4 protein-coding genes are annotated in these 2,234 nt (G+C 24.6%); all 4 read left to right on the top strand.

The window, feature by feature from the left end; all coding sequences use genetic code 11:
- Positions 1-154: 154 nt before the first annotated feature.
- The gene (locus CD135_RS13055; protein WP_180991120.1) at positions 155-298 is read left to right on the top strand and encodes a hypothetical protein; all 144 of its coding nucleotides are present in this window, start codon (positions 155-157) and stop codon (positions 296-298) included.
- Positions 299-498: 200 nt separating this feature from the next.
- Entirely contained in the window at positions 499-1,125 is a 627-nt protein-coding gene (locus tag CD135_RS11715; protein ID WP_115344032.1) for an AIPR family protein, read from the top strand.
- Positions 1,122-1,475, top strand: coding sequence for an AIPR family protein (locus CD135_RS11710; RefSeq protein ID WP_103269515.1), 354 nt, complete (start codon positions 1,122-1,124; stop codon positions 1,473-1,475). Before CD135_RS11715 ends, CD135_RS11710 begins: the two co-directional genes overlap by 4 nt.
- Positions 1,476-1,480: 5 nt before the next feature.
- Positions 1,481-1,966 (top strand): hypothetical protein, encoded by a 486-nt coding sequence (locus CD135_RS11705; RefSeq protein ID WP_103269514.1) that lies wholly within the window; start codon positions 1,481-1,483, stop codon positions 1,964-1,966.
- Positions 1,967-2,234 lie beyond the last annotated feature (268 nt).

Below are 2,234 nucleotides of genomic sequence, written 5' to 3'. Positions count from 1 at the left end.
GTTTTAATAAAGACAAGATTTTATATAAAGTAATAAACAATAAAAAATACTAAATATTCGGATAATTACTATTATTAACTTTCTAATTATTATATAATAATTAATATATTGTAAAAATAAATATGATTAGAGAAAATAAAAGGAGATGTTATCTGTGATAGAAAAAGAACTGAATAAAATAATGAAAATAGCTAATGAAGAGAATTATCCAATCAATGCAGAAAAAGCTTTTAATATACTTATTTGTTCACTATATTGTTATAAATCTCTTAATTACAAAAAAATTGGTTTGATCTAACGAATGAAAATATAACTGATGGAAAAAGTGATGGTGGCATTGATTTTATATTTTTTGATGATGATAATTCAAAAGTTATTATTGGTCAAAATAAATATTCAAATAATGTTGATATCAATGATGTATTTAATGAAATTACAAAAATTAATAATACTCTTATAGATTTTGATAAGGGGCAAACTAATTTATACAATAAAAAATTGAAGAAAAGTTATAGAAATGCAATAGATAGGTTGTCTGATGAAGATGAAGGGAATATAGAAATTTTATTCACTTCTACAAGCGAGTTTGATGAAAAACAAATTCATAAAAAGATAAAAAACGTTAAACAAAGTAAATTTACAGAAGTAATTATTCATTATGAAAGAGATATTAAAAAAGCAATAATTGAAATACAGCAGACACTCAAGCCTGCTAAAGAACATAAATTCCAAATTGATGAATCGAAGAATGCTTTAAATTACGAATCTGATTATTATAAAGGAATTGTTGTTAACATAAGTGCTCAAAGTTTAAAAGCCGCTTTCGAAAAATTTGAAAGTGAAGGCTTATTTAATATGAATATACGAAGATATATAAAATCGAAAACGGTTGATGATGCCATTATCGAAAGTATGAGAAAAAATTCTGATGATTTCTGGTTTATGAATAATGGTATAACTATAGCATGTGAACATTTTCGTTTAGATGGGGATAATGTGAAAGTATACGATTTTTCAATCGTTAATGGTGGTCAGACTACTTCATTAATCGCAAAAAATTTAGAGTCGTATAAAGATGATTTTTATTTAATGTGCAAAATAATTGAAAAAATAGAGAAGACATAAAAAGTAATGATGATAGAGACTTTTTCAATAATATAGCTGAAGCAACAAATTCACAGAAAGCTATACAGCCAAAAGACTTAAAAGCTAATGCACCAGAGATGATACAATTACAAAGGATTTTATATGATGAAGGTATTTTCATGGAAATTAAGAGAGGTATTACTGCTCCAAGAAGTCATAGTAATAGTAAAATAAAAAATGAAGAGTTTGCTCAATTATTTTATTCATTTGTAAATCAAAGACCTGGAACAGCTAGATCTAGTAAAAAAGTCTTTTTTCTAATAATTCACATTACAAAAGTATATTCAAACTTAATTATTCCAATGATCAGGTTAAGGTTGAATTTATAAAAGATTTGATAAATTTAAATCAAAGAGTTAATTATATTATTCAAAATATAAAAGAACATAATAGTGTTGGTTTATCAACAGAAGAAATGACTATTTTAGTAAATGGTAAATATTCACTTATTGCGATTATGGGGGTAATTTATAGAATAGTTAACAATGATCCAGGTGCTAAAAGTATTGAAGATTTACATGGTGACGATTTTAAATTTGGAACTTTTATTTCAAATTATGAAAATGATGATATAGATGATAAATTAAAAGACTTAATTGTTGAATTTGTGGAGATATTAGCGACTTCTTATGAACGTGAATTTAGCTTTGGAAATGTAACAAGCCCAAGTAACTTCTTTAAAACAGATAAAAAATATCTTGAAAAAATAGCAGATAAAGTTATTAAAGACCAAAGAGTTAGTAGAAAACATAATGAATTAATTTCAGCATATGGCCCTTTATTTAAAAGGGTATCAAGTCGGGATATTGATAAAAAATAGATGCTTTATCTGAAGATTTATATTCTCAACTTAAATTGTTTTAAATTAAAAGACATCGTACAATGTGTACGATGTCTTTTTCTATCTAATAAAAACTTTTACGGGTAACATCAAAATTTAAATATTTACAGATATTCTATGTTATTTTTATAAAAAAATAATTGAAATTGAATTTTGAGTTATATAATATAAGTGTAAACAGTAATCTAAGAGTTATCCGGAGGCTGTTGGTATTCTGTTTACTGAAATATATTTCATTGTATGATAT

Origin of the sequence: Mammaliicoccus lentus, from assembly GCF_002902755.1 — a bacterium.
GTDB classification, from domain to species: Bacteria; Bacillota; Bacilli; order Staphylococcales; family Staphylococcaceae; genus Mammaliicoccus; species Mammaliicoccus lentus.
Note: the sequence above shows the minus strand (reverse complement) of the source record. Positions and strands in the feature narration are given on the sequence as shown.